Raw genomic sequence first — 26,915 nt, 5'->3', positions numbered from 1 at the left:
AGGACCGGTTTTTTGCTGCGGCTTTAGGCTTTGATTTCTTCATTTCCGATCCCTATATGAAAAGAAAGGAGGGGGCCGTGTTGCACAAGCATGCGACCGTCGTAAGAAGCTGGCTATCCCATCACCGACCGGAAGTCACTCGGCCATCTGCGGAATGAGAGGGGCGGTCAAGCAGGCCGTTCTAGATATCGTTCCGGAGCTTGAAGGCCAAATATATGACGTATATCCGCCGGATGGGGTAAGCGAGCCTTTTTATGGCGTCATGACGCTGGGAGAGGACGTTTGGAAATCCTCATGGGCAGGGTACCGGCAGGTGGTGCGATTGAAGCTGTATGCGGATCGTTCCGAATTGCTTCAGTTGGATCGCTGGGCGGAACTTCTTATCCCGGGACTTCATCGCAAGCGGGTTATCGGAGCCGATGGAAAAGCATTCAAGCTGCATTATTTGGGTGTGCCGGAAGCCGACAAGTTCGATTCTGATTCAGGCAAAATGATCCGGATCATGCGATTCGGCGTCTATATGCCGCAGGCATCCGGGGCTGGTTCCACCGGACAACCCGACGAGTGGCTGCATACGCTGACAGCCTGGACAGGAGATGTGCTGGGCGATCCTTGGCGCACCTATCATACGGCATGGCCGGCGGGACGGGAAGGTCACGCCGTACTATGGCGGATGACGGGCTGCGAGACCAAGATGGCGGGAGCCTCGATGTTCGAGGTTCGCAAAACCTTTACCGGGCATATTGCATCTCTTGATTCCGCGGAAGAGCAGCTGACAGCTGCAAGGCTGGTGGAGGAGCTCGGTGCCCAGGTCCAGCTGAAGCTGGATTCACAGGATCGCCGCTATGTATCCGTTGCGGAGATTACCTCCGATATGCAGGCCGATCCCATTCTGGACGGGCAGCTGAAGCTGACCCTGGCGCAGCGGAAGATGCGTTCACCGGAGGAAGCCGCTTTGATCAGGCGCGTTAACGTTCATCCAATTTTAAAGTGAGGTGGTGACAATGGCTGTGAAAAAAACACTCAAGACTGAAGCTCGCAGTATCAGCGCTCCGCGATATGCGCTAGATGAACTCGAAACACACGCCAAGGAACTGTTCGAGGTTCGGGCGGAAGTGCTCGCAGGTGCCATGTATGGGGCAGACGGAGAGCTGTTCACGGTAACCGAAGTCAAAGAAAGAATCCAACAATTTATGAAAGCGAAGGTGGACTAAACATGGCAGGTGGAACATGGGAAAGCACAAATAAACCGGTACTTCCGGGTTTGTATATGAATTTCAAGGCAGCCGCCGCGTCGGCTATTCAAGGCGGATCCCGCGGTACGGTTGTCGTGCCGGTTAAAGCCAATTGGGGACCGGTGCACGAGTTCGTGGAGATCGGCAGCGAGTTCGCGATTTCCGAAATGTATTCTGCGGACAGCCAAGATGGGGCTACGGCTTATGAAACGCTCTATTTGGCCTTGCTTGGGGGTCCAAAGAAGCTGCTGGCTTATCGTTTGGCGGACAATACGGCGGCAGCGGCTAACGTTACGCTGCAAAATGCGGAAGCCACACCTTCCGACGTGTTGAAGCTGCAGGCCAAATATCCGGGCAGCCGGGGCAACGGCTTCTCCGTAACCGTGCAGCCGTCGCTGATTAATTCAGGGGCACGTGAGCTTCGTCTCTATGAAGGAGCCAAGCTGCTTGGCACTTATACAAGCTTGGACGGGACAGCAGCGTCGATTGCAACGCAGATCAATGAAGACGATGAGAACCTCTGGGTAACGGCTACCGCATTGGAAGGAGACGGCATTCCCGCTGATGTGAACGGAGCCGTGTTGTCCGGGGGCAAAAGCGGCAACGGCGGCCTGACGAATGCAGATTATATCGAGATGCAGGATGCGGTCGAAGGCCAGGAATTCAATGTGCTTGCCCTGGATTATGCTGCGGATATGGCTCTGCTGCAGAGCTTTGCGGCGTGGGTGAAACGTCTCCGTCAAGAAGGACGCGGCGTGATGGCCGTATTCGGCGGAAGCGCAGCGGACGATACCTCCAAGGATGCAGCCAAACTGGCGGCAGCCCGCTCGCTTGCATTGAACCATGAGGGGATTATCAATGTAGGCACGGGGGTGCGTCTGTCCGGCGTGAACTACAGTTCTGCCCAGACGGCTGCTTATGTGGCCGGGCTGATTGCCGGTCAGCGCTTGAACCAATCCGCTACATATGCGGTAACGCCATTCGAGGACGTGACACGCCGCTGGACGCGCTCCGAGCAGGAACAAGCCGTACGCAACGGCGTGTTCGTCCTGTTCTATGACGGACGCCAGGTGAAGGCGCTGCGCGGCATCAACACGCTGGTGAATCCGGCGGAAGGCCAAAACAATGCCTGGAAAAAAATCCGTTCCATCCGCGTGATGGATGCGATTCATGGGGATTTGCAGCTGGCCGCAGAACAGACCTACATCGGCAAGGTGAACAATACGGAGGAAGGTCGTCTGGCACTGATCGGCGCCGTGAAGGAATACCTCGCTTCGTTGTCGCTGAGCAATGTCATCGAGCCGGATGGCTATGACGTCATTCTCGATCCGGCGTACTATGGCGATTCCGCCGTGAACACGCCGGAGCCGGATCAGGTCTTCCTGCAGTGGAATGTGAAGCTGACCGATGTGATGGAGCAGCTGTTCGGTACATTTTACGTGCAATAACGAGTACGTCGATCAGCATATTTAAGATGAGACGGACTGCCCGGAGAGGGCTTTTTTAAGAATAAACTTAACGAAATCGAGGAGGAACTTAACATGTTGGATGCTTCAAGAGTCATTATGGGGACATACGGCCAGGCGTATATTGACGGGGTTTGGCAGACGCATATTAACAAGCTGGAAGCCAGCGTGGAATTGGAGAAGCGCGAGCTGAAGCTGGTCGGCAACGACTGGACGGTACACAAAAACGGCAGCAAAAAAGGAACCGGCACGATGAGCGGTTACAAGGTCACTTCCGATATGATTTCCCGCGGCTTCACCAAATTCGATATCATCTCCAAGCTGGATGATCCCGAGTCTTATGGCCATGAGCGCGTTCGCCTGATCCGCTGCATGCCGGACAAAATCCAGCTGGCCAACTGGACGGCCGGCGAGGAAGTGCAGGAGGAAACCTCGTTTACCTTTGAGGGGTACGAGCTGTTGGATCCGATTCAGGGGGATTAAGGGCTGTTTGCTTAAGCACGTCTTGAGCGAGTCAAAAAGTGGGGGTTCGCCCGGCATGGCGTGTCTGGTTCGGGCGAACGTCGCCCGCTAAGTTTAGGGCTACTATTTTATGAGTAAAGGAGATATACGTATGAGCTTGCACGAGAACATGAGCGAAGAGCAAATTTTGGACAGTCTGTTTGAAGCGGCAGAGAAGCTGCCGGAGGAAACGGTACGCATTAAGCGCTTGGATATGCAGATGGTGCTGCAGGGCTTGACTTCAAGCAAGGTGGACAGCATCCGCGAGCGCTGCACGGTTCGCCGTACGGTGAAGGGCGCGGTGGACGAGAAGGTGGATACCGAAACCTTTAATGCGCTGCTCATCTCCGAAGCGACGAGCAGTCTGTCGGTGAAGGGCTTGACGCTCAGCGGCTGGGGCGATCCCCGGATTACGAGCCGCTTGAAGCTGTCGGGGGGAGAGCAGGCGGTCCGCCGCATGCTGCTGGCCGGAGAACTGGATGCCGTAGGCGATAAAGTGCTGGAGCTGTCCGGCTTCGGGGTCGAGATTGCTGACCTAAAAAACTGATCGGCTCCGGGGGAATGACGACGATGCTGTATCATCTGTGGGTCCGGCATCACCTTCGTCCCGGAGATTTTTGGCGGCTCCCGCGAGGCGAGCGCCTGCTGCTGCTTGCTTTCTCCCAGGAGGAGATCGAGGGCATGGCCGGTCAGAGTGTGAAGTGAACAGGAGGTGAAACGAAATGGCTGAAGCCATGAACTATCGCATGAATCTGGTCATCGATCCGAAAAACGTGATCAAGGCCAACCGCGAGCTGCGGGCGATGGAGCGTTATTTTGAGCGGATCCAGGGACGCGTCATGCGAATCGGACGTACCCGCATGGCGCCAGAAATCGTGCTGAAGGACAGCGCCTCGAAGGGGCTGGACAACCTGCTGGCCAAAATGCAGCGGGTGAAGTCGCAAGTCATCCAAGCCTCGGCGAATGTGAAGCTGAATGTGCAGAAGCAGGTTGATACGAATCTAAACCTGAGCGTGCAGAAGCAGATCGAGGCGAGCGTTCAGGTGGATTTACGGGCGGCAGGGCTGGATTTTTCTCCGTTGACCGATGCGTTGACGGCGAATACGACTGCTGTGGATAAGCTTACGGATGCGCTTGGATCGCTTCAGCTTGGAGGCGGTGGGAGCGGTAAAAAATCTGGATGGGATACGGCTCTAGGCATATTAGGCGGTGTTATCACCGTGGGTTCCACTATGAAAAATGGTGGCCAACTATATGGTAAAGGAAAAAAGATGCGCGAAGCATGGAGTAAAGATACACCAGCTCCTACACCAGCCCCTAGGACGGCACCTAGGCCCAATGGGGTTAGAAGGGGGGGCGGCCGTGGATCCAATTCCAATCAAAGCCAGGCTGCCCCGACCCCGAATAGCCAAGGGGATAAGCCACTAACCAAATGGGGTAAGCGTTTTAACAAAGCTGAAACACTGGGAGATTTCATAGAAACTGCAGGCAACACAGGAAAGGGAGCTGTGACATTACTCAAGGATGCCGTGGGTATGACGAAAGGAATGTTTGGAGGCGGCGGAGGCAGCGGCATCGTTTCCGGAGGTGCGGCAAGCGCTGCCAAGACCGCTGCAGGGTCAGATGCAATAAAACAGGCAGCAGATGGCGGTAAAGGAGCTAGTGCAGTAAAAAATGCCGGCAAAAGCGGCCTAGGCTCCGGCTTGATGAAAGGGCTTGGCAAACGCGCCCTTGGCCCATTAAGTTATATAGCCGATGCGACCGCAATCGCTACCGCAAAGCCTGGGAAGGAACGAAACCAAGCGATAGGATCTACCGTCGGCGGCGGCATCGGAAGCACGATCGGCGGCATCGTCGGATCCGTGATCCCGGTTGCAGGTACGATGATCGGCTCAACGCTCGGCGGCACCGTAGGAAGCTATATTGGCGAGAAGGTGGGCGGCGCCATTTCCGGGATTGGTGACAAGTTCAATGAAGGTAAGGAGATGGTGTCGAAATGGTTCTCCAAGACGTTTTCCTTCGGGAAAAAAGACAAGGAAGCTGCTCAACCGAAGGAAACCCCTTCGAGTGCAGCTGCCCTTCCGGCTCCCATCATCCCGAAACCAGCGCCGGTTGATTTCAGCAAGCCGCTGCTGCCGAATCCAGCATTGAACCCGACATACGGTCCGTACGTGCCGCCTAGCCATGCTGCAAGCATGAGTACTTTTGGTCCACCCGCGAGTGCAGCGCAAAACCAAGCTTTTGCAGGGAAGCCAACGTCCCCGCAATCTGTTCAGATCAGTCCGGAACAGATGAGCACGATATCCGGCTTGCTGATGGATTTCAAAACAGAGACAACCGTGAATTACAATCTACCTTCTGGCGCGGTGCAGGTAACGGTGCATGAGGAGCACCCGATCGATGTAGAAGGATTGATTCTTCTGATCGGGCAGCGGCTGAGAGCCGAATTCAGCAAAGCGGCCCAGAACCGGAAACCGACTCCGATGGCCTATTGAAGATGATGGTTAACAGCAGGCATGAAGTCGGTTCGAAGGCATCCATACAGAAAGGAGGGGGCCAAGGTGGAGTTTCTTTTGAAGAACGGAAAAGGCATGACATTCCGATTCCCGGTCAATCCCGAAGAGGTGACCATTTCACGCCAAAAGGGATTGGAAACGGCCACGATTCTCAACTATGGAGAGTTTGATTTTCCGCAAGGGAATCGGATCAAGGAGATATCATTCTCTTCATTTTTCCCACAAGAGTATGATGCAGCTTATTGCAAAGGTAAAGAGACGGATCATATTAAACCGCAAACCGCGATGAATAAACTTAACGAGTTTCTGGCATATAAAACGCCGTTGCAATTCGTCATTACCAAGACGGCGGTGAATGTGCTGGTGTATGTCGCTTCCCATCAGTCCACGTTCCGGGGCGGGGAGCTCGGGGATGTGTATTTTGACATCACGCTCCGGACATGGAGCGACATGAAGGTGGCCAAAACAGCAGGCAGCAGCGGGGCTGCCGGAACGAATAAAAAGCCCCGGGCCGACATGAAGGAAAAGAATAAGACGTACACCGTGAAGTCAGGGGATTCGCTTTCCAAAATCGCCAAGCTTGAGCTCGGGGACAGCTCGAAATGGAACCAGATCTACAAGCTGAATCAGAAGACGATCGGTAAAGATCCGAACGCCATCAAGCCCGGGCAGAAGCTGGTGCTGTCATGAGTTACAAAGTCATTTTGCAGGATCAATACGATCTGTCCCCTTTGGTGGAAGCTATCAACCTGAGGGATTCGCTTGAACAAGTCGCTTACCAGGGAACCGTCAATCTGGTCGTAACGCCGGATATGCCGCCGATCTCGCCGGGAATGGCGATCCGAATCAGCGGAATTCCATACGGTAAAAAGGACTATGTCCCTCTGCTGCACCCGGCTGTCGTGTGGGAAGTGGAAACCTCGAATAACGGCGTGAAGCGGATGACCCTCACACTGTACGATCGGACGGTATATCTGGACAAATCGGAGGATGAATATCTGTTCCCGGCAAAGCAGACCGCTACCCAGCGATTCAAAAAGTACGCGGCCGACTGGAACCTGAAAATTGCGGTACTGCCGGATACCGAGAAGCAGCTGGGGCGTTCCGTTTACCGGACGCAGTCGATTTATGCGAGCATGTTCGCTGATCTGCGGGAGACGGCAAAAGCCGGCGGCAAGCTGTATCATCCGCGGATGATCTCTTCAGGGCTTGAGCTGTATGAGTTGGGAACGAACAAAGACGTCTACATCCTGGAGGCTATCACGGATACGACGCAATCGCGGACGTTGGAGGGCGCGGCGACCAAGGTCAAAGTGCTGGCGACAGCCGCAAGCGAGTCCGGAAAAGAAGTTCCTTCCAAGGTGATGGCCATCGAGGAGAAGGATATCGCCAAATACGGCCAACTCCAGGCTATTATTCAGGATGATGAAGTGAAGTCGCCTGCGGCTGCCCGCCAGCTGGCCCGGAGCAAACTGAGGGGGATTCGGGAGACCATCTCCCTGAATGCACCTGATGTCAATACGATCCGCGCCGGAGATGCGGTCATGCTGGGCTCAATGAAACTGCTCGTGATTTCCGTCAGCCGTGAGCTCGGTAGTCCCGGAAGCATGATGCTGGAGCTGGGGAGTTATGACGATGTAAAAAGGAGGTTTTACCTTGAATAAAGACCCCTATGGACAATTGGCGTCCTCCTTATATGCCTCAATGAATAAGCAAACCCGTCAAGCCATGGGCGGTGTAGGGGCCGTGCTCGGCACGATAACCTCGACGGGACTCAAGCTCGATGATTTCAAGCACGAGCTGCAGGACTATATGGTGGCGGAGCTGCCTGGAATGCTGTCCTTGCCCCGTTATACGGCAAAGGGCACCGTGACTTTGGGGGGCCAGCAGCAGGATATGACGTTTGAAGCCGAAGAGAACGAAGTTGAAGATACTCTTTTGGAATTGGGAAAAGGCCTGAAACCGGGAGACCGCGTGCTCGCCGTTCGGGTCAACAGCGGTAATGACGTTGTTGTTGTATGCAAGGTGGTGAGCAGTGGTGGCTAATTTATTCCCGGAAGGCGATGACATGATCTGGACGGATGCGACCGATCCGGAGGTGCTGGAAGGAGACGGGGCTGTTTTTGGACGGAGCTGGCGGTATGATTTTGAAGCCGGCGAGTTCGTGATGTCCCCGACCCGGAAGATTCCGGTTGCGGACGAGAAGGAAGCCTGGGTCATCTGGTGCGAAAAAGCGATCCGTACGCCGCGATACCGCCATTTGATCTATACGCGCGACTACGGCAGTGAGCTGGAGGAGCTGGTCGGAAAAGGCTATGACCAATCTCTGCAAGAGAGCGAGATTCAGCGCATGGTCACCGAGACACTGCTTGCGGACGCGCGGACGGAGAGCGTGGATCAGTTTCTTTTTGAATGGGAAGGAGAAGCTTGCCGTTTCAGCTGCCGCATTACGAGTGTCCGGGATGAGACGGAAATTATAGAAAGCGTGGTGATCTGATGGCAGATTTGCCGTTATATTTGTTGGATCAGACGGAAGAGAACATTATGAACCGAATGCTGAACAAAGTGCCTTCGGACATCGACAAGTCGGAGGGCTCTTTTATTTGGGATGCGCAGGCGCCGGTTGCGTTTATGCTGTCTGAGGCCGCCTTGTGGGCGCAGGAGCTGCTGCGTCGAGGCTTTGCGAGCACGGTAGCAAGCGATCATCCGGATATCCGTTCCGCCGAACTCGATCTGAGGACGGCAGAACATGGGATTACCCGGAGGGAAGCGGTCGCTTCGTCCGGCAGCGTTCTGTTTACGGGGAAGCCGGGGACGACAGTGCCTGCCGGAACCTACGTAGCTACGCCAGCCGATGAGGGCTCCGGGGAATCCTCCGTGGAGTATGTGACCACGTCAGGCGTGACGCTGAGTGACTTGGGTACCGGTACGGCCCCGATCCGAGCCGTCACGCCGGGCAGTAACGGCAATGTTCCCGCAGGCGTCATCCAGCTCATGATGACGTCGGTCAGCGGCGTAACATCGGTTACGAACCCGGAGCATACACGAAGCGGGACGGATACCGAAAGCGATCAGTCGCTTCTGGAGCGTTTTTATGCCAAAGTCCGAAGTCAGGGAACGAGCGGCAACAAAGCGCAGTACATGCAGTGGGCCAATGAGATTGCCGGCGTTGGCGGCGTGGAAGTGGCACCGTTGTGGAAAGGACCCGGTACCGTCGGGCTGTATCTCATCGATACGGACAAGCGTGCGGCTAGCCGGGATATCGTGGATGCCGTTCAGCAGTACATTGACCCGTCTCAGGATGGACAGGGCGAAGGCGTTGCCCCGGCGGGTCCGGTTATCACGGTGATGCCTGCCGCGGAAGTGGCGATTGATATCTCCGTCAAAGTGCAGCGTACGCAGGAGCAGCCTTCAACGATGGAAGAAATCCGGAAGCTGATCGAGGACGGCGTTCGCACGTATTTACAGCAGATCGCTTTTAACCGGAAGGATCCTTTGGTAAGGTACACGCGTATTGCCGCCGTACTGCTGGATATTCCGATTATCGTCGACTACTCGGATTTGACGATTAACGGCCACACCGAGCAGCAAAACATCGAAATTGGCTCCGGTCAGGTGGCGGTGCTCGGGACGGTGAGCGTGAGTGAATAATACCCGAATGAACAGCTTGCGGGGTCGCGAGCTGTTTTCTTATCTTCCGGTCTATTATGAGACCTCCCGCGTCATGTTATCCGATATGGATGCCAAGGGCAGCGAGCTGGACGCGCTTTACCAAGCGCTGAACTCGGCTGCAGATCAGTTTTTTGTCCGCACAGCCACCTGGGGCTTAGAGCGCTGGGAGATGGAGCTCGGCATTCCCACCGATCGGAACAAGCCGATCGAGCAGCGACGGGCAGTGCTGGAGTCCAAGCTGCGTGGTGCGGGAACCTTTTCGGGAGCGCTCGTGAAAAATGTGGCGGAGGCTTATGACGGCGGCACGGTTGAGGTATCTTTTCAGCCTGAGGAATGGGGCTTCACGGTTAAATTCGTGGATACGCTCGGCATCCCGCCGAATCTGGAGGATTTGAAGGCGGCGATCGAGGAGATCAAGCCGGCGCATCTGGCGGTGGCGTATGCGTTCCGTTTCTATACTTATGTTGAACTTGCTGCGAGTGGCCTGACATACGGAGACGTGGCGGCAACGGGAAAAACATATGGGGCAATTTATAATAGGGGGTTGAAGTAACATATGGCACTAACAGCAGTTTTAGGACTGCCGCTCATTGACGACACAATGACGGCGAACGTTGTTAGAGATCTGAACGCTCTAGCGGAAGATATCGATAGCAAAGTAATGCCAAAGAAGGGAGGGGTACTAGATGCGGGAATGATAGATGTAACCGACGGAACACGTATTCTTCGACTCGGTTCCGATACAAATGATCCATGGATCGGTACGCCAACGAATCATGATTTTCGATTTATCACGAATAATCAAGTGCGCGGTCGAGTTACAGCGTCCGGTTCTTTTGTATGGCTGGATCGTATTTTGACCAGCCGTGCCGGGATGCAGATCGGACAGGATTCAATGGCAGCGAAAAACTTCCACCTTGTTTCAGATGATGTGTCCACAAAGCCTGCCTTACGAATCTATAACGGCAATTACGGTACCGGTACACGAATGTTTGGAATCGATACATCTGGACACATCATGATAGGGAGCCAAACAGAGGCATGGAATACCGAAGGATGGTCCAAGGTAGTTGATATTTATCGAACCGGTAACCTAAACCTCACGCTTCGGACGGATCAATCGCAGGGGGTCCTTGCCGTTCATGATTCAGGATTCTACGGATGTAATCCGGGTCTTATTATCGGGACTGCAACGGCCCAGGAACTTTCTTTTGTTGTTGGTAAAACTCGGCGCGCAGTTTTCGGTACAGACGGATCCTTTACAGTAACTACCGGAGCCATGGGCGTCTCGACGTCCCAAGATGCTTATGTTTTCTTAAATGCTGGAAATATACCTTTAAATGGATGGCGTAATAAGGCGATTATTAATAGTGTTAATGACGCTTATGGGGGGGCAGGTCTTATTTTTCGAGCTACTCGACCAAGTGATAACGCCTTAATTGATATAAAGTTAAATTGGAATAAAGGCGGCGGCGATATTATGACGGAGTCGCATGTCATCAAATCAACAGCCACTCCATCAGGTGGGTTCGACGGTCAAATATGGATTCAATACTCATAAGGAGAGGGGGGCTATTTCATGGCGCTAAGTGTATACGTCGGAGGCACATTTCGGAACGTTTCCAACGTTCATACTCGTGTAGGCGGAACATGGCGGAAAGCAACTCAAGTATGGGTAAGGGTAGGAGGTGTTTGGAAACAAGTTTGGACAGGTCAAGGATTTAAAGTATTGGCTAATATGAATACAACTCACGTCTGGGGCTATGTAAATTCTGTAGGAAACTATGTTTATACAATTGGTGGATTCGCTGGAGCTATTGCGGATGGATATGAATCAAAACGTAATGAGAGGTACGATCCATTAACGAACACGTGGTCGTTTATGGCGGATATGCCTTATAGAAAGGTAAATGGGGCATCTTTCGTTATTAACAATGAGATTTATATGCAGGGTGGCAACGCTGATTACTACGTAGGGGTTGTCTATAGTCCAACTACGAATACGTACAGAAATTATCAAGCAACGGTATCTGGAGAATCACAATTCTCCGGCACTATCGGTTCATTTGGATATACAGCAGGTGGTCTTGATGGTGCTCTCTACACATATACCTTTCAGTACAATCCAGCAACAAATAGCTCTACGAGGATGGCAAATATGCCCAATGCCATGGCATATGGAGCCTCTGCCGTAGTAAACAATAGTCTCTACACTATCGGTGGTATGACGTCTGGGAACCGTTGGACGAACAACGTATATCAGTTTACACCAAGCACCAATACCTGGATGCAAAAGGCCAACGCATTGTTTGCAAATGAGCGGCCATGCGCATGGACATATAACAATAAAATTTATGTATATCGACTATGGAATCAACTTGATGTGTATGATCCAGTAACAAATTCATGGGTAACTTTGCCGGATGTTTCACCAAGTGGACAGTCCATCTACGGAACAAAAGCAGCAGTTGTCGGGAATAAGGCTTACATTCCAGGAGGTGTGAACGCCAATAATGGCACGTTTTCATATCAAACGTTGGAATACACAATGGGGTAGGGAGGTACCAAATGGAATACAAAGGTAGAGAATTAATCTGTACAGAAGAGGAGCTTCAACAGTTTATCGATGGGTTAACCATTATGCATCAAGTGTATAAGTTCACTGACAAGTTCAATGGACAGTTTATTCATAACCCGACTGGAAATGAGAACGCACGTTATTATGTATTACAGGTCGGAGACAGGACGTTTCTTCAACCTCATGCACCATTTGAAATGGGGATTGTTCCGATCACGGAGGAGAATGCGCTTGAATACATTGAGCGTCACGCTGACGAGTTAACCGATATGGTTATATTTGAAAAATTCGCTGTTCAACCAGAAGATTCCCTAGAAGTTCTAAAAAAGAAAAACTCTGAATTGCAAATCATAGCTGACGAGTTAAAACAACGCAATGCAGCAATGCAAGACGACCAACTTTTTATACTCGAAGCACTCGCAACCGCAGGCATTATTTAAATATCTGGGAGGTGATTTTTTTGTTGACAGCAAGACAACGCATGGTACGAGGTTATGGATTCGCAATCTTTGAAGATGGTACTCGAAGATTCAATTCCGTAGGACATAGCTATCACGAGGACATTAAGGCATATGCAGCCGCTAATTTTGGAAAGGACAAGATCGACGGTGCACTTTCTACTGAAAGAATTACTGAAAATGAATACCAGGAAACGTTATCGCTAATTGGAACTGACCAGGCAAATGAATGGTCTGGTATTTAAGGAGGAAAAGGTATGGAGGAAAACACGCAGGATATCCGGCAGCTTGCAAAGCTGCGTCTGCAGGAAATTCACGCGCAAATGTACGTACTGAGCGAAGAAGCCAGAATTATTAATGGTTTTCTTACTCTGAGAGATCAAGAGGAAACCAATACTAATCAGACTGACATTCAGATGAAACATTTTGAATAGTAACCATTGGCGCTCGCTTTACTTCTCTTAACATAATTCAAGGTACTTACCCGTGGGAAAATGGATTTTGTTAAAAACTTAAGATTATTACACCATCGGCATTCAACCTGGAAGGGGAGGTAATCTAGTATGATCTCGCAGGAAATACAAGGTTCTTTGAAAAGAGTTTTGCAGGCGAAGTTTTCAGATATCACAACGTTTTTGAGAGAGGACAACGCACAACTACCACCAGCCCCATATTTCCAAACCGAGCTAGCACTAGCCGAGCTCGAGCCGATATCGACAAGTCGATATACGGCTCGTTTTCGTTTCCGAATCTCTTACGTACCAGTGGAAGGAAAATCAGTGGCAACGATCATGGACGAGATGCTGGAGAGCCTAACATCCCTGGAAGTTGAGGGTCGACCATGCCGCGCCTCATCAGTTGCGTGGGAGCGGCCAACGGGGAATGATGGGGCAGCGGGAGAAGGATATTTTCGCGCAGAGTATGTCATTCAGATGTCAACGGATCAGGAAGAGAACGACATGAAGATGCAAACATTGAAACAGGGAGGCGTATTGAAATGAGTAAAAAAGAAACAGCAAAAGCGTTCAACAAGCAACAGCTGACACAATCCAAACAATTCAGTAATCGCGAGAAGGATGTGCTGAGCGCCATTCTCGAAGAGGGCAAAACGTACACCGTTCAGGAAGCGAAAGAGCAACTCACCACATTTTTGAAAAAGGAGGTCATCTAAATGGCCGGAGGAACATGGACAACACCCAACAAAGTAAGACCAGGCGTATATACCCAAATCTCATCGCAGGAGCAGCCGATCGGGCGCGTAGGTGAAAGGGGGCTTGCGGCACTGGGCTTGTCCCTTCCATGGGGAGAGCCGCAAAAAATCTTAACCATTAAACCAGGCACCAATCTGGTTGAGGTGTTAGGTTATGATATCACAGCACCACAGTTGCTCGGAGTAAAAGAAGTGCTCAAGCGAGCAGGTACACTCCTGTTGTATCGCTTAAATAGCGGCACCCAAGCTACAGGTTCCGTTGCCGGTCTCAAAGCAATCGCACTTTACGGCGGAGAACGTGGGAATGATATCCAGATCGTTGTTGAGAACGCGATGGATGATCCTGGTAAGTTTGTGGTCAACACGCTGTTGAGCGGCAAAGCGGTTGACAAGCAACTTGTAGCCAGTGCGGCCGAACTGCAGCCGAACCTGTATGTAACCTTTGCACCGGATACGGGCGATTTGGCGGCAACGGCAGGATTCGCTCTGACAGGTGGCGCGAACGGCACCGTGACGAACCAAGAGCATGTGGACTTCCTAGCCGCGCTTGAGGTCCAAGACTTCCAGACCGTTGGCCTGTTGTCCGCAGATCCAGCTCTCAAGTCACTGTATACCGCATTCATCAAGCGGCTTCGCGAGCAGGAAGGCAAGAAGGTCCAAGCTGTATTGTCCGACTATCCGGCTGCGGATTATGAAGGAATCATCTCCGTGAAAAATGGCGTTGTTCTCACTGACGGCTCCTTCGTGGACAAGGTCAAGGCAGTTGCTTGGGTCACTGGCGCCACGGCTGCGGCAGCTGTTAACGAATCCCTAACATACGCGGCTTACGATGAAGCGGTGGATACCGATGTTCGTTTAAGCCATACGGAGATTGAAGCAGCGCTCACGAATGGTGAGTTTCTGTTTAGCTACAGCGGCGGTAAGGCCGTGGTCGAGCAGGATATTAACAGCTTTACATCGATTGAGCCGGCCAAAGCGCGACATTTTTCCAAAAACCGGGTGGTTCGCGTGCTGGATGGTATTGCGAATGATTTGAAGCTGATTTTTGAGAAGTCCTACATCGGGAAGGTAGACAATAATGTGGATGGCCGGACTCTGTTCTGGGCGGAATGTGCGGCGTATTTTGCGTCTTTGCAGAATATTGGGGCTATCCAAAATTTTGATGCGAACGAAGATATAGTGGTGACGCCGGGTACAGAAGGCGATGTGCTGTTTGTGGATATCAAGGTACAGCCGGTAGATGCGATTGAAAAAGTATACATGAAAGTGAAGGTGGTCTAAGATGGCATTTTTGCGGGCAAGCGACACGATTTCGGGGCAAGAGGGTAAGGCATTCGTCAAAATTGGCGATCGTATGGAGGAAATGTTCTACATTAAAACACTGGAAGCCACGGTGGAGAAGGAAAAAGCCGAGCTGAAAACGATGGGCCAACGCGCCGTACAGCATAAAGCCATTGGCTGGAAGGGCAGCGGCACGATGACCATTTATTATGTGACCTCACTGTTCCGCGAGCTGATGATGGAATACATCCAGACAGGGAAAGACGCCTACTTCATGATTGAAGTGCGCAATGAGGATCCGGGTTCGTCGACGGGGCGTCAGACGGTGATTTTGGAAGGGGTCAACCTCGACAGCGTGATTATGGCTTCCCTGGATACTGAAGCAGAGGCGCTGGAGGAAGAAGTGGCTTTCACGTTTGAGAATGTGCGAATTGAGACGCCGTTTAACCCATTGGCCTAATACTTAACCTGAATGAGGAGGAAGGAATATGAGCGATTTTAGTATGTTTTTTGCTGGGCAGTCGTCTGCGGAGATCACGGAGGAATTCGTGGTCTCTGTTCGTTTTAAGAACGCGGAAGGGAGCCCTGTGCCTTGGAAGCTGCGGAGTATCACGGAGGAAGAAAACCAGGAGTGCCGCAAAGCGGCTACGCGTAAGGTCAAGGGTAAGAATGGCGTCTTCACGCCGGAAATTGACCCGAACGACTATATGGCGAAACTGATGGTATCGAGCGTCATTTACCCGGATTTGAAAAACAGCGAGCTGCAAAAATCTTACGGCGTGCTTGGTGCAGAATCCCTACTCCGCAAAATGCTGCTGCCCGGCGAGTTCGCCGCGCTTGGCGAGCGGGTCCAAGCTCTGAATGGTTTTGACCGCGATATGAACGATCTGGTAGACGACGTAAAAAACTGATTAAAGAGGGTGACGGTGACGCGAACTATGCGTACTACGCCCTCCATGAACTGCACATCCTTCCTCACCAGCTCATGGCGATGTCGGTCCGGGAACGGGCCGCCATCTATGCCATGATCTCGATGCGGGTGGAGAAGGAGAAGCTCGAGCGAGTCCGGAAGCGGAGATAGGTTGTAGAAGAAGGGGGTGAAGGAATGGCGAATACTCAAATGCTTGTTCCACCAAAGATTCTGAAGGCATTAAGCAACTGGGATAAACTCGTTTTTGAGCAGTCGTTTATATTCGGTTTGAGTTTTGATCATGCGACCAAAAAAATAAAAGAAGCTGAAACGAAAGTAAATGAAGCGGCAGCAGCTCAACAAAATCTGAATGCAGAAGTGAAAAAGGGAGAGAAGGCATCAAGTAAATTTAGCAGTGCGCTTGGTGCAATTAAAGCTGCGTATAATGGAATGAAATTCATAGCGGATGTTTCCATCATACCAGCGGCAAAACAACAAAATTTAGAGAATGTTATCCAGAGCAAAATAGGAGATCCAGAGGTTGGCTCGGCTATGTTTGAAAAATTTAAGCAAGATGCATTGAAATCGGGGGCCGATGTCAATAAAACTCTCGGAAATTCAATATCTTTTATGAACATGACCAAAAACTCGGATGAAATTTCTACGTTAAATGGTTTTGCTGAGCGTTTAAGCAAGCTTTCATCTACAGGGAAGAGTTCGGGAGATGCCGCTGCTGCCATAATGAGTGCGATGCAAGGTGACACTAGTTCACTTGCGAAAGAGTTTAAGATACCTGAAACCAACATCAAACAATTTTCCAAGGAAGTGGCATCATCCAAGGGCAATTTCGGAGCATTTTTAGCGTCAATGGATCAACTCCTACAGAAATCGGGCATGACGGAAGAAGCTCTTCAAAAAATGATGGACTCTCCTGTGAGCCAGTGGCAAAAGATGTTGGGATATGTGAACAATTCCTTTATTCAAATAGGGAGCGGGGCGCTTGAATCTATAATACCTATTCTAGATATCATTAACTCTGCGTTTGAATCAGGGGCATTTGAACCGTTTTTTAGCATATTGAATTCAGGACTATCTTTATTAGCTCAAGGGTTCTTATGGATTGCTGAAATGATCCCTCCAGCCTGGGAATTCATTAAAGCAACGATCGCTGGAGTCGGTAACACCATTTGGAATCTGATCACTATATTTATGGGGTTACTTCCTGTTATTGCTTTAGTGGGAGTTTTTTTCGCAATGTTAAATGCAGGTTTAATCATGGGTAGAATATCGGCTTACGCGTTTGCGGCAGCTCAATCCGTGATGGCCACGATTACGAACATAGCTGCAGGAGCGATGAGAATATTTAATATGGTGGTTAAAGCTAATCCTCTTATGCTATTAATCTCTTTAGTTATCGCTGCTATGGCCGCGTTCGGGGCTTGGAAAGTGGTGACACTGGGCCTTAAGCAGATATTTAGCAACGTCTTCGGCTTCATTGTAGATCTGGCGCAAAATACGGTTAACACTGTCATTTCCGTCATTAACGGGATCATCAAAGGTGTTAACGCGGTAGCGGGCTTCTTCGGAAAGGTTCTTGGTGTGGATACCAAGCAAATCGCCGAGATTGAATATAAGGCAGACTTTACGAACTTCAAGGATACTGGACAGAAAGCCATAGAAGATTTTTCGATGGATACATTCAAGGATTCATTCATGCCCGATAAGAAGATAGGTAAAGACAACGAGGATCTTTTAAAACAATACAACAACGGCAAAACCGGATACGATGTTACCGTTCCAAAAACAACCCCGACCCCGTCCATGCCTGCTATGCCCGCCATGCCAACAGCCCCAATCCCGGTAGCCCCTGCGGGCGGCAGCATCGATTCCATTGGTAAAGTGGATAACTCGGTGGACGTGGCAAGCGAGGATCTAAAGGTGATGCGCGATTTGGCGGAAGTGAATGCGATCAGCAATATGATCACCCTGACGCCGACCGTGCAGATGACGACGGGAGATATTAATTCCGGGGCCGATCTGGATACGATCATGTCGAGAATTAACCGAACGCTGGAGGAGCAGTTTGTGTCCAGTGCCGAGGGGGTGTATTTGTAACATGAGCGATTACGGATTTTTTCTGAGCTTCAATAACCAGGAGGAAGTTTTCCGATTTCCGGTGAATCCGGAGCGGATTGATGTCAAAGATAGCGGTGAAGGCAAATCCTATACGGTCGCGGGGCTTGGCGAAGTGAATGCGATTCTGCATCCAAAGCTGACGGAGATCTCATTTGAAAGCTTTTTTCCGGGGAGAGTGTATCCCTTTGTCCATATAGGGTCTGATAAGAAGCTGAAGCTTCCGATTGAATACGTAAATACCATTAAAGGCTGGATGGAGTCTCGAAGGCCTGTTCGCTTTGTCATGACGGGGCTTGTTCCCGATCCGCTGAGCGGTACGGATGGCAAGAATGTGGTACGGGCGATGAAGTCTTTTGGCATCAACATGGCGGCCTCCATTGAAAGCTTCAACTGGAATACGATGTCCGGATCGCCGGAGGATATTGAGTTCTCAATTACGCTCAAACGCTATGTGTTTTATGGGGCTCGGAAGGTGGTACCGGTAAAAGACAAAAAAGCGGCAGCTGTGAAGAAAAAAGACCGGCCGGATGACCGCAAAAAACCAACCTCCTATACGGTTGCCAAAGGCGATACCTTGTGGAGCATTGCCCAAAAGCTGCTCGGCAGCGGTTCCCGTCATACCGACATCCAAAAACTGAACGGAATCAAGGACCATGAGGTCCGGAAGCTGGCCGTCGGCCGGGTTCTGAAAATTCCTTAAAGAGGTGGCATCGTGATCGAACTGATGATTGACCGCAAGAACGGAAGCGTGTGGGATTTGGGGCAGATCGTAACCGACATCACATGGAAAACAAGCCGTCAGGCGAAGCCGGCAAGTCTGGATATCAACTATGTGAACGATGGCCTGGCGCAGAGCAAGGCATTCGAAGTGGAGAACGGCGACATTGTGCGCTTCCGAAAGGATAACAAGGATCTGTTTTATGGGTACGTTTTTTCCAAAGAGTGGGGCATGGACGCCCAGGTTAAGGTAATGGCTTACGATCAGCTGCGCTACCTGTCCAGCAACGACACCTACCGGTTCACGAATGCCAAGGTGGAGGATATCATCCGGAAGATCGCCAAGGATTTTAATCTGAAGACAGGCACGCTGGCCGATACCGGCCATACGATCCCTGCAATGCTGGAAGCGGATAAGAAACTGATTGATATCATCTGCAAGGCCCTGGATTCCACATTGATCGCGACCAAGCAGTACTATATGTTTTACGACCGGTATGGCGAACTGACGTTAACCAACATCAACGACATGCTGCTTATGCTTGCGGTGGGGGAAGACAGCCTCATGACGGATTTTTCATATAAAAAAAGCATCGACAACGAGACGTACAACCGCATCAAAGTCGTGCGTGATAACAAGGAAACGGGGAAGAGGGACGTGTACCTTTACCAGCACGGACAAAACATTGCACAATGGGGTTTGCTCCAGCTATACGAGGTTGCTGATGAGAACATGAACCCCGCTCAATTGAAGCAGTTAGCGCAAAATTTGCTGGAGCTGAAGAACAGGGAGCAGCAGACGTTATCGATCGAGGCTATTGGAGATTTGCGGGTCCGTGCGGGAAACACGATCTATGTAAACCTTCCGGAAGAAGGCTTGAAGCCGTATCTCATCGATGAATGTACGCATAAATTCTCAGACGGTACGCATACAATGTCGCTGAATATGAAGGTGGTGTAAGCAGGGATGCTGGATATTATCAAAAAAGCCAGTCTCAGCGCCGTGGGAAGCACAAACCCGATGGCGGTGCTGTACGGCACAGTCACATCAACACATCCTCTCGAGGTGAACGTGGATCAGCGTTTCAGCCTGACGGAGGATTTTTTAGTTATCGGAGAGTCGATGACCGAGTATAAGCTGAACCTTGGCGGCGCGGAGTATGTGATTCGAAAAGGGCTGGAAACGGGAGACACGGTGCTGCTCATTCGTTACCAGGGCGGGCAAACGTATCTCGTGCTGGATCGGTTGGTGAAGCCGTCATGATCCCGCAAGGAGGAACGCTGCAACCGGGTAGCGAGATCGTGGAAACCTTGGAGCAGCCTAGTCTGACGTATGACTTGAACTTAGAGAGAGGGATGATATCTGGTCACATTGACGGTCTTGAGGCCGTTAAACAGGCTGTCGTCAAAATCCTTCAGACTCGCCGTTTTGAGCATCTGATCTACAGCAGCAACTATGGGCAGGAGCTGGACTCCGTCATTGGCCGTGACCCGTTGTGGGCCTATGCCGAGATTGAACGGCACATCAAGGAAGCGCTGCTGCAGGATGACCGCGTGTTGTCGGTGGATGATATGAATATTACCTTTACGGGCGAGCAGGCGGTGGCGGAATTTACGGTCCGAAGCGTGTATGGGGCTTTCAATATGACCAAGGAGGTGAGAGAGGATGGTTGAGGAACAGACGTACGAAGCCATTCTGGAACGGATGATGGATCGAATCCCGGATGGTATGGATAAAAGGGAGGGCAGCATCATCTACGATGCGTTGGCACCTTCTGCGACTGAGCTTGCCCAGATGTACGTGGAATTGGGGTACTCCATGAACCTGAAATTTGCCGCGACGGCCTCGGGTGAATTTTTGGATCGGAGCATTGCCTGGTCGGGACTGACACGAAAGCAGGCTACAAAAGCACAGCTGCTGGGGCAATTTTCGGGCAGTAACGGCGCCCCGGTGGATGTGGCTATAGGGAGCCGTTTTTCATTGGATCCTCTGAATTACAAAGTCATGACCCGGCTGGGTGCAGGGCAGTACGTGCTGGAATGCGAGACGAGCGGGAAGGAAGGCAACCGCCGATTCGGCTCGCTGCTTCCGCTGGAATACGTAGAAGGCTTGGTGAAGGCGGAGCTGATGGAGCTCTGGGTACCTGGCGAAGATACCGAGTCGGACGAAGCGTTATATGACCGATACCGCGAAAAAATCTCCCGTCCCGTGACCAGCGCGAACCGGAATCAGTACGAGCTGTGGGCGAGGGAGAAAGCCGGGGTCGGCAAGGCCAAGGCTTTTCCGTTATGGGACGGTCCGGGCACCGTCAAGGTGGTGCTGCTGGATAACGAGATGCGATCACCTACGCCTTCCGTTGTGGAATCAGTGCAGCAGCATATCGATCCGACCATGGATGGTATGGGCGAAGGGGCAGCTCCCGTCGGTTCGGTGGTCACCGTTGTAGGGGCGGCTGAAGTGCCTGTCCATATCGAAGTGCAGGTTACGCTGCTCAATGGGGCCGGCTTGGATGGTGTGCAGGAAGCGATTGAGCAGGGGGTGCGCCAGTATCTGAAAGACCTCGCCATGTCCGACCCGTTGGTCCGGTATAACCGGATCGCCAACGTGATTTTGGATATTCCGGCTGTCATCGACTACGAGATATTGACCGTGAACGGAGGAACGGACAGCATTCCGATCGAACCGGAGGCGGTAGCTGTCCTGGGGACGGTGACGGTCCGATGAGTAAAGCCGAAGCCTGGCTGGGTTACCTGCCGTCCTTTTATCACGATGTTCGAGAAATGAAAGCCATTGCCGGAGCTGAAGGGGCTGAGTTGGACAAGCTGGCGCAGGAACTGGAGGATCAGTTGGACCAGTATTATCCCGAAACCGCTACGTGGGCGCTATCCCGGTTCGAGCAGGACTTGAACATTCCGGTGAACCACGCCAAGCCGATCGAGCAACGTCGTTCGGTCATCATTTCGAAGATGCGGGGGAGCGGCAAGGTGTCTGCTAGCATGCTCAAAAATGTGGCACAAGCCTATGAGCGGGGCAGCATCGAGGTATCCGTCCAGCCAGCGGAGTATAAAGTGACGATTCATTTTAGAGATACGTTGGGCATCCCGCCGAATTTAAGTGATTTGAAATCAGCCATTGAGGAGATCAAGCCAGCACATATGGCGGTCGATTACGCTCTGCGTTATCTCACCATAGCCGAGGTGGAGGGCATGACCTTTGAGGAAATATCAGCAACAACACAAGACAGATTGTTGGGAGGAGGAGCCTAAATGACGAATCCGGTTACGCCGAATATCGGATTGAACAAAATCGATCGAACCTCGCCGTCCACGACGTATTTCGATCTGGAGAAGTATGTTGATCAGAACGCGGATGCTGTAGATCGGTTCGCGGGTGAAAGCAATGAGGCCATCAATGCACTGGAAAAGCGTTTGGATACAGAAGAACGTAGGGAAGTCGTACTGCAGCCGGGGCTTCAGATCGTGAACGCAGAGCGGAGCGCGCCTTTTAAGTTGAGCGGGATTAAAGGGCGTACTTTGGTGAATTTGTTGGGGCGGGATGGGGGATGTGAGGATGTCAGCCCGTGGAGTGACAGCCGGAGCACTCATGCTCTAGATAATGTGAATAAAACAACTGGAGTCAATGGATTCAAAATCACCACTACAGCGAGCAGTGGTAACGCTGGTAACATCTTTCGTAGGATCAACAATATCGATAAAACCAAGCACTATGTTTTACTAGCAGATCTTAAGAACGGCAATGCAACTAGAATCGTATTACAAAAACAGAATGTAGGTATTGGCGGATCAGCTCCATTTATGGAAGTAACGGATAATACAAAGTTTTCAACAGTAGCGGTAAAAATTCAACCAGCTTATTTCAGTAGTGATGATACTATTGCCGTTTTAGTTTATGGCGCTCAAGGTCAATATGGGTATGCTGATGCAATTCGACTATACGAGATTAGCGAGGCCGAATACGCTGCACTAGACGATATGAGACCTGAACAAGTCGCTGCCGAGTATCCATACGTCGATAGCGTTCAGCCTGTACGAAATCCGTTCGTGATTCGGTACGGGGAAAATTTGTTGCCATCCCTCATGAGTGCGCAATTTACAAACACTACCTCTTTCGCAATTTCGCAATATGAATGGTACAACCCAACAGGGGCAGATGCCGTTGCTGGGTACTCTTATGTTCAATTTAGTGTTACTCCTAAAACAACTTACACATTAAGTGCGGATGTAGCTTCTAATATTGATCATGCTGTATACCCATTGGATCTTAACGTTCCTGACCCTCCGAAGAAGTGGAATTCCGAGACATCATTCACCTTTAATAGCGGTAATAATACGTCACTTAACTATTTAGTAAGAGCGTCCGTATCTGGTAATCCCGCTAGGCTGAGAAATCCTATGATTACACTCGGCTCCACGCCTAAACCATTCAAACTGCGTGAAGATTCCATACTTGCGCTGCAAACGGACTTACACGCCGATCCACTGACAGGCACGAATGCTGACGAAGTGTTCGAAAAGGACGGACAATATTTCAAGTTGGCGAAATGGAAGAACATTACGTTAGATGGTGCACAATTATACACTTTTCAATCGTCTAAGACAGGGTTTAAATGGATTAATTTCGCTATAACTAATGGACCAAAACAAAATAAAGATAATACTTTTCATATGACTAAATTTGATGGAAGGGATGTTAGGCACATACCCGGTTCCTTAGGTGTGGGAACTTTACCCGATCAGATAGATTATGATGCAGTTAATAAACTGGTATATACATCAATCTTTAACTCTGAAAGTGGGTGGGGCGATAACTACTTGCCAACAGCCGACGAGATTAAAGGGTATTTTATGGGTTGGGTAATGCGTGATTTAAGCGCCGGACCCTACAACGACTCAACAGGTGCGGCTCAAAAAACATGGACACCGATAGGATACGTACCTCCTGCGCACTGGAATAGCACTTGGGAACATTTACGAAAGTCAGTACCAGTAAACGAGGTTTCCCCCTCTGTTAACGATAAAACAATATCGTCATACCAACTTGTTTACCAGCTCGCAATGCCAACGGTCGAGCCTATCGTATCCGAAGGTATGCTGACTTTTAATGAGGGCGATAACCAGATTGAGGTAGGAACGGGGCTTGTGCTACGCGAACGGGTGAATCCTTTACTATATTCGCCTAACGGGAACTACTACGCTAACAATATTGCATTGCGCGGCGGTCTATTGAAAAATAGGGTTTCTAGCATAGTCCAGGTTTACTGTGACGGTAGGATTGATAATTCAGCAAAGATCGAAAATGATGCTAACGCAAACGGCAAAAAGCATATCCGATTTTTACCGTCAGACTTTGACCAAACCGTCGCCTATTCCGCTACTTACCATATGCTCGACAAGTCGCCTATTGTACCATTCATTGGATCGTACGCTGTCAGCGAAAAGGCCATGCTCCAAGAAGTGACCGATGCCGTGCAGCAGAGTGCGACCGTTGTATCCGTGTTGATGAACAAGAAGGTGGACAAGGATCAACCAGGATGGATTACACCTACATTATTAAATGGTTGGTCATGCCCTAATTTAGAACTCCCTATTAGATATAAAAAGCAAAATGGAATAGTTTATATTTTTGGTCGAATCTCAAATGGGGCAGTCGGATTTACTACGGAACATTCAGTTTTTATTTTACCGGTGGGATTTAGACCTTTGAAAACAATGTACCCCACAGTCAATGATGCAACATCTAACTCCAGGTATATTGCTATAAATCCAGGAGGCAATGTTAACATAGAAGCTGGTGGAAACACCGATATCAATCTCGATGGAATTTCCTTCCTAGCCGAACAATAAGGAGGTATCACATGAAAGCCGTACCTAAAGTAAATATAGACGGCCTCTATTTAGAGGACACGCTTGTGGACGATACCTTTTCCGGTGTCGTCCCTTTTTATTCCAACATGGAACAAGGACCACCAGATGTTCTAACCACAACAGAAGGCGTTACGAAGGCAGATGGTGAGGCACCCAACGAATCAGAATCCAACATCTCCGGCTACATCATCGGCATTTCAGTAACTCCGGGCTTGTTCCGCCCGCGCTTTGATTTAGGAGCCTGGAAGGCATATGAGTCTGCCGTAAGCGCAGCACAAGATTCATTCCAACAAGCCTTATCTAAGTGGCAGGCATTCCCGGAAGAGCAGCGCGGCGACATGCCAGTTCTGGTGTCTCCGCCTCAGCCGATACTATGGATCGAAGGTCTAACCCCAGAAGAAATCGAGGAGTTAACCAGACCTCAACCAGTAGAGCCTAATGAAATGGATCGCTTAGGTAGCGAGATGGTAACGCGGGAATTGGAGGCCTTGGAGCTGCGTCAGCAGAACGAGGCACAGGGTGCTCAAATTGTGGGGCTTGAATTACGGTTGTTATCACTTGAAAATAGCTGATCGAAAGGAGCGGAGGACGATGTTCGAGAACGATTTTGAGCGTTTGAAGTACTACTATGAAAAGAAGTGGGCGCAAAATTCTCAATTGAGACAATATGTTGCATTTGGCGTGATCACTTCGGAAGAATATGAAGTCATCACTGGCGAGGCATACTAAACGCTGCTTTGAATGGCCTCACATGAGAAAAAGCTTCAACGGAGAAGGCGGAATCATGCTGGAGAAGCGAAGCGGTCGCCTTTGTCCACGGATTTTAACCCTATCCATTAGTTTTCAGGAAAATCCGGGGGCAACAGCGATCGGAAGAATGATCCGCAGACGAAGTGATGTACATGCTAAAAGGGTTTATCTCTCGCTTAAAGCACCTATGAATAACTTTAACCCAAGCCCTCGGCTCCCCGAGGGCTTTTTCACACCTTCAAAACCATTATAAAGGAGGAAGTATTATGTATGAGCAGATCGGTCAGCTGTTTAAGATGCTGGTGGCGGGGACGGGGGCCGTGACAGGGTACGTCTGGGGCGGATGGTCGCTGCCGCTGCATCTGTTGTTGTGGTTCGTGATGATCGATTGGTTGACCGGATGGGGCGCGGCCTGGATGAACGGCGAGCTGCGCAGCCGAATTGGATATACTGGGATTGCACGCAAAATGACCATTTTTCTCATCATCGCCCTGATGCATCTGGTGGATCGGGTGCTGGGGGAGATGAATTATTTTCAGAATACGGTGATCTTCTTCTATCTTGCGAATGAGCTGCTGTCTATTATTGAGAACGTCGGTAGAATGGGGGTACCGATCCCTCAGTCCCTGCGTAATGTGGTACAGGTTTTCCAGATTAAATCCGAAGAAGGGGAAAAGACAACCGCCCAAAAGGAGGAGAAAAAGGATGAAGCCCTCTGAATTTATAGCCAAGCTGGCACCTATTGCTACTCAGGACATGCGTCAGTACGGGGTACCTGCCTCGCTTACGCTTGCCCAGGCGATCCTGGAATCCAATTGGGGAATGAGCGGTCTAACGCAAAAAGCAAACAATCTGTTTGGCATCAAAGGAACCGGTCCGGCGGGAAGCGTCACCATGAAGACAACCGAATACCGGGGGCAGACACCCTATACGACCCATGCCCAGTTTCGCAAGTATAACAGCTGGAGTGAATCGGTTGCCGATCATACTAGGCTGGTCCTGAATGGCACGCGCGACAAGCCACAGCGCTACCATGGCGTATTGTGGGCGGATTATAAAACGGCGGCGACCGAGATTTGGAGAGGGGGCTATGCCACAGACCCCAATTATCCCAAAAAGCTCATTTCCATTATGGAGCAGAACTCGCTCTATCAATATGATGTGCCTAATCCAGAGGAGGAGGAACGCATGAAAATCGAACAATTAACGGCCGAGCTGCAAAAAACACAAGAGCAGATGCAGCAGCTTAGTAAGCAATATGCTTCTGCGATGAAACTGCTAGCCGAGCAGAGCAATGACATGAAGCAGATGAACAAAAGGCTCAAGGTTGTAGAGACGGAGAAACCGGCTAAAGTTCCAGCTTGGGCGGAACCGGCAGTACAAGCTGCACAGCAGGCAGAAGTATTACATGATCCTGAGGGCAGTTTTGATTTTTATCGAATCATGACCGTGCTGCATCGTCTGGGAATTTTCGATAGACCGAGCAAGTGATCCAGAAATTATCAATGGCAGATGCTTTCGCAAGTTTCATCTATATAATGAAGCGTTTTTTGAGTGATGTTGAACAATAAAGCTGCCCAACCGTAATAGGACGGTATG

At 50.6% G+C, this 26,915-nt stretch carries 35 protein-coding genes; all 35 read left to right on the top strand.

Annotated elements, in window-relative coordinates:
- The first annotated feature begins 154 nt into the window (after nt 1-154).
- The 35 genes from PAEVO_RS20410 to PAEVO_RS20250 all read left to right on the top strand — a co-directional run bounded on the left by PAEVO_RS20410 (nt 155) and on the right by PAEVO_RS20250 (nt 26,807).
- Nucleotides 155-994, top strand: a complete 840-nt coding sequence (locus PAEVO_RS20410; protein ID WP_100539181.1) for a hypothetical protein — start codon at nt 155-157, stop codon at nt 992-994.
- Between the two features lie 10 nt (nt 995-1,004).
- Nucleotides 1,005-1,214, top strand: a complete 210-nt coding sequence (locus tag PAEVO_RS20405; RefSeq protein ID WP_100539180.1) for a YqzN/YkzM domain-containing protein — start codon at nt 1,005-1,007, stop codon at nt 1,212-1,214.
- 2 nt (nt 1,215-1,216) lie between these two features.
- Complete coding sequence (locus PAEVO_RS20400) at nt 1,217-2,683, top strand: phage tail sheath family protein (protein ID WP_100539179.1); 1,467 nt, start codon at nt 1,217-1,219, stop codon at nt 2,681-2,683.
- A 93-nt stretch (nt 2,684-2,776) separates the two neighbouring features.
- A complete protein-coding gene (locus tag PAEVO_RS20395) occupies nt 2,777-3,184 on the top strand; it encodes a phage tail tube protein (RefSeq protein ID WP_009594594.1) in 408 nt (135 codons plus the stop codon).
- 130 nt (nt 3,185-3,314) lie between these two features.
- Complete coding sequence (locus PAEVO_RS20390) at nt 3,315-3,749, top strand: phage tail assembly chaperone (protein WP_009594601.1); 435 nt, start codon at nt 3,315-3,317, stop codon at nt 3,747-3,749.
- Nucleotides 3,750-3,772: 23 nt separating this feature from the next.
- Nucleotides 3,773-3,907, top strand: coding sequence for a hypothetical protein (locus PAEVO_RS34680; protein WP_279300460.1), 135 nt, complete (start codon nt 3,773-3,775; stop codon nt 3,905-3,907).
- 17 nt (nt 3,908-3,924) lie between these two features.
- On the top strand, nt 3,925-5,697 hold the full coding sequence (locus PAEVO_RS20385; RefSeq protein WP_100539178.1) for a hypothetical protein: 1,773 nt from the start codon (nt 3,925-3,927) through the stop codon (nt 5,695-5,697).
- A 66-nt stretch (nt 5,698-5,763) separates the two neighbouring features.
- Nucleotides 5,764-6,408: a LysM peptidoglycan-binding domain-containing protein gene (locus PAEVO_RS20380; RefSeq protein ID WP_100539177.1), complete on the top strand. Its 645-nt coding sequence runs from the start codon at nt 5,764-5,766 to the stop codon at nt 6,406-6,408.
- Nucleotides 6,405-7,382, top strand: a complete 978-nt coding sequence (locus PAEVO_RS20375) for an XkdQ/YqbQ family protein (RefSeq protein WP_100539176.1) — start codon at nt 6,405-6,407, stop codon at nt 7,380-7,382. The genes PAEVO_RS20380 and PAEVO_RS20375 overlap by 4 nt, the downstream gene beginning before the upstream one ends.
- A complete protein-coding gene (locus tag PAEVO_RS20370; protein WP_100539175.1) occupies nt 7,375-7,764 on the top strand; it encodes a hypothetical protein in 390 nt (129 codons plus the stop codon). The genes PAEVO_RS20375 and PAEVO_RS20370 overlap by 8 nt, the downstream gene beginning before the upstream one ends.
- Nucleotides 7,757-8,215: a DUF2634 domain-containing protein gene (locus tag PAEVO_RS20365; RefSeq protein WP_100539174.1), complete on the top strand. Its 459-nt coding sequence runs from the start codon at nt 7,757-7,759 to the stop codon at nt 8,213-8,215. The genes PAEVO_RS20370 and PAEVO_RS20365 overlap by 8 nt, the downstream gene beginning before the upstream one ends.
- Nucleotides 8,215-9,369, top strand: a complete 1,155-nt coding sequence (locus tag PAEVO_RS20360) for a baseplate J/gp47 family protein (protein WP_100539173.1) — start codon at nt 8,215-8,217, stop codon at nt 9,367-9,369. Before PAEVO_RS20365 ends, PAEVO_RS20360 begins: the two co-directional genes overlap by 1 nt.
- Before the next feature lie 7 nt (nt 9,370-9,376).
- Nucleotides 9,377-9,943 carry a YmfQ family protein gene (locus tag PAEVO_RS20355; protein WP_100539526.1) on the top strand — a complete coding sequence of 189 codons (567 nt, stop codon included), beginning with the start codon at nt 9,377-9,379 and terminating at the stop codon, nt 9,941-9,943.
- A gap of 3 nt (nt 9,944-9,946) precedes the next feature.
- Complete coding sequence (locus PAEVO_RS20350) at nt 9,947-10,951, top strand: hypothetical protein (protein WP_100539172.1); 1,005 nt, start codon at nt 9,947-9,949, stop codon at nt 10,949-10,951.
- 18 nt (nt 10,952-10,969) lie between these two features.
- Entirely contained in the window at nt 10,970-11,947 is a 978-nt protein-coding gene (locus PAEVO_RS20345) for a Kelch repeat-containing protein (RefSeq protein ID WP_100539171.1), read from the top strand.
- An 11-nt stretch (nt 11,948-11,958) separates the two neighbouring features.
- Nucleotides 11,959-12,408, top strand: coding sequence for a hypothetical protein (locus PAEVO_RS20340; RefSeq protein ID WP_100539170.1), 450 nt, complete (start codon nt 11,959-11,961; stop codon nt 12,406-12,408).
- 20 nt (nt 12,409-12,428) lie between these two features.
- Complete coding sequence (locus tag PAEVO_RS20335) at nt 12,429-12,671, top strand: hypothetical protein (RefSeq protein WP_100539169.1); 243 nt, start codon at nt 12,429-12,431, stop codon at nt 12,669-12,671.
- Nucleotides 12,672-12,683: 12 nt separating this feature from the next.
- Nucleotides 12,684-12,860: a hypothetical protein gene (locus tag PAEVO_RS33910; protein WP_165789692.1), complete on the top strand. Its 177-nt coding sequence runs from the start codon at nt 12,684-12,686 to the stop codon at nt 12,858-12,860.
- Nucleotides 12,861-12,989: 129 nt separating this feature from the next.
- Nucleotides 12,990-13,427 carry a phage tail terminator family protein gene (locus tag PAEVO_RS34825; protein WP_100539168.1) on the top strand — a complete coding sequence of 146 codons (438 nt, stop codon included), beginning with the start codon at nt 12,990-12,992 and terminating at the stop codon, nt 13,425-13,427.
- The gene (locus PAEVO_RS33905) at nt 13,424-13,597 is read left to right on the top strand and encodes a hypothetical protein (protein WP_165789691.1); all 174 of its coding nucleotides are present in this window, start codon (nt 13,424-13,426) and stop codon (nt 13,595-13,597) included. Before PAEVO_RS34825 ends, PAEVO_RS33905 begins: the two co-directional genes overlap by 4 nt.
- Entirely contained in the window at nt 13,598-14,917 is a 1,320-nt protein-coding gene (locus tag PAEVO_RS20325) for a phage tail sheath family protein (RefSeq protein WP_100539167.1), read from the top strand. It abuts the gene before it with no gap.
- Between the two features lies 1 nt (nt 14,918).
- A complete protein-coding gene (locus PAEVO_RS20320) occupies nt 14,919-15,377 on the top strand; it encodes a phage tail tube protein (protein WP_100539166.1) in 459 nt (152 codons plus the stop codon).
- Between the two features lie 28 nt (nt 15,378-15,405).
- A complete protein-coding gene (locus PAEVO_RS20315; RefSeq protein WP_015737358.1) occupies nt 15,406-15,828 on the top strand; it encodes a phage tail assembly chaperone in 423 nt (140 codons plus the stop codon).
- Between the two features lie 194 nt (nt 15,829-16,022).
- On the top strand, nt 16,023-17,942 hold the full coding sequence (locus PAEVO_RS20310; protein ID WP_100539165.1) for a phage tail tape measure protein: 1,920 nt from the start codon (nt 16,023-16,025) through the stop codon (nt 17,940-17,942).
- A gap of 1 nt (nt 17,943) precedes the next feature.
- On the top strand, nt 17,944-18,663 hold the full coding sequence (locus PAEVO_RS20305; RefSeq protein WP_100539164.1) for a LysM peptidoglycan-binding domain-containing protein: 720 nt from the start codon (nt 17,944-17,946) through the stop codon (nt 18,661-18,663).
- 12 nt (nt 18,664-18,675) lie between these two features.
- Nucleotides 18,676-19,641 carry an XkdQ/YqbQ family protein gene (locus PAEVO_RS20300; RefSeq protein WP_100539163.1) on the top strand — a complete coding sequence of 322 codons (966 nt, stop codon included), beginning with the start codon at nt 18,676-18,678 and terminating at the stop codon, nt 19,639-19,641.
- 6 nt (nt 19,642-19,647) lie between these two features.
- Nucleotides 19,648-19,944 (top strand): DUF2577 domain-containing protein, encoded by a 297-nt coding sequence (locus PAEVO_RS20295; protein ID WP_100539162.1) that lies wholly within the window; start codon nt 19,648-19,650, stop codon nt 19,942-19,944.
- Nucleotides 19,941-20,354, top strand: a complete 414-nt coding sequence (locus PAEVO_RS20290; RefSeq protein WP_100539161.1) for a DUF2634 domain-containing protein — start codon at nt 19,941-19,943, stop codon at nt 20,352-20,354. Before PAEVO_RS20295 ends, PAEVO_RS20290 begins: the two co-directional genes overlap by 4 nt.
- Nucleotides 20,347-21,405, top strand: coding sequence for a baseplate J/gp47 family protein (locus PAEVO_RS20285; protein WP_100539160.1), 1,059 nt, complete (start codon nt 20,347-20,349; stop codon nt 21,403-21,405). The genes PAEVO_RS20290 and PAEVO_RS20285 overlap by 8 nt, the downstream gene beginning before the upstream one ends.
- On the top strand, nt 21,402-21,947 hold the full coding sequence (locus PAEVO_RS20280; RefSeq protein ID WP_100539159.1) for a YmfQ family protein: 546 nt from the start codon (nt 21,402-21,404) through the stop codon (nt 21,945-21,947). The genes PAEVO_RS20285 and PAEVO_RS20280 overlap by 4 nt, the downstream gene beginning before the upstream one ends.
- On the top strand, nt 21,948-24,545 hold the full coding sequence (locus tag PAEVO_RS20275) for a hypothetical protein (RefSeq protein WP_100539158.1): 2,598 nt from the start codon (nt 21,948-21,950) through the stop codon (nt 24,543-24,545).
- An 11-nt stretch (nt 24,546-24,556) separates the two neighbouring features.
- Nucleotides 24,557-25,138 (top strand): hypothetical protein, encoded by a 582-nt coding sequence (locus PAEVO_RS20270; protein ID WP_100539157.1) that lies wholly within the window; start codon nt 24,557-24,559, stop codon nt 25,136-25,138.
- Nucleotides 25,125-25,295, top strand: coding sequence for an XkdX family protein (locus PAEVO_RS20265; protein WP_394054123.1), 171 nt, complete (start codon nt 25,125-25,127; stop codon nt 25,293-25,295). The genes PAEVO_RS20270 and PAEVO_RS20265 overlap by 14 nt, the downstream gene beginning before the upstream one ends.
- Before the next feature lie 287 nt (nt 25,296-25,582).
- A complete protein-coding gene (locus tag PAEVO_RS20255) occupies nt 25,583-26,035 on the top strand; it encodes a phage holin family protein (RefSeq protein WP_100539154.1) in 453 nt (150 codons plus the stop codon).
- Nucleotides 26,022-26,807 carry a glycoside hydrolase family 73 protein gene (locus PAEVO_RS20250; protein WP_100539153.1) on the top strand — a complete coding sequence of 262 codons (786 nt, stop codon included), beginning with the start codon at nt 26,022-26,024 and terminating at the stop codon, nt 26,805-26,807. The genes PAEVO_RS20255 and PAEVO_RS20250 overlap by 14 nt, the downstream gene beginning before the upstream one ends.
- The last annotated feature ends 108 nt before the right edge of the window (nt 26,808-26,915 follow it).

The organism is Paenibacillus sp. GM2FR, assembly GCF_002803325.1.
GTDB lineage: Bacteria > Bacillota > Bacilli > Paenibacillales > Paenibacillaceae > Paenibacillus_AQ > Paenibacillus_AQ lautus.
The sequence above is the reverse complement of the archived record's forward strand: the minus strand, read 5'-3'. Positions and strand labels throughout refer to the sequence as shown.